General features: G+C 68.1%; 1 protein-coding gene. It reads right to left on the minus strand.

The features are described from left to right. The coding region (locus tag JS521_RS35995; RefSeq protein WP_205087034.1) for an AMP-binding protein at nt 1-634 on the minus strand (634 nt) is incomplete at both ends.

A 634-nucleotide genomic window follows, 5' to 3' on the forward strand; every position in this document is an offset into this window, starting at 1 on the left:
AAACTCGCCAGCCCCGCGTGGGAGACCACCACACCCTTCGGCCGGCCCGTCGAACCCGACGTGTAAATCACATACGCCGCACCCCCCGGAGCAACCGCCACACCCGGACGCGAACCATCCAACTCAGCTGTCAAGTTCGGAAGTTCACGAAGGACAAGCGCGGGACGGGAGTCGTCCAGCATGTACGCGATCCGCTCCTGCGGATACTCCGGATCCACCGGCAGATACGCCGCCCCCGCCTTCAACACCGCCAGCTGCGCCACCACCATCTCCGCCGACCGCGGCAACACCAACGCCACCACCGACTCCGAACCAACCCCTTGGCCCATCAACCACCGAGCCAACCGGTTCGCCCGCTCCTCCACCTCCCCGTACGACCAGCTGAACCCCGCACCCACCACCGCAAGCACGTCCGGCGACCGGTCCACCACCGCCTCGAACAACCCATGGAACGACACCGCCTCCACCACACGCGCAGAACCCGCCCACTCCCCCAGCACCCGGTCCCGCTCCACCACACCCAGCACATCCACCGCACCGACCCGAACCCCCGGATCCGCGGCCACCGCCTCCAGCACACCCACCAAACGCCCGGCCAACCGCTCCACCGACACCCGGTCGAACAGATCCACCG

Source organism: Streptomyces durocortorensis (assembly GCF_016901035.1).
In the GTDB taxonomy this organism is placed as follows: domain Bacteria; phylum Actinomycetota; class Actinomycetes; order Streptomycetales; family Streptomycetaceae; genus Streptomyces; species Streptomyces durocortorensis.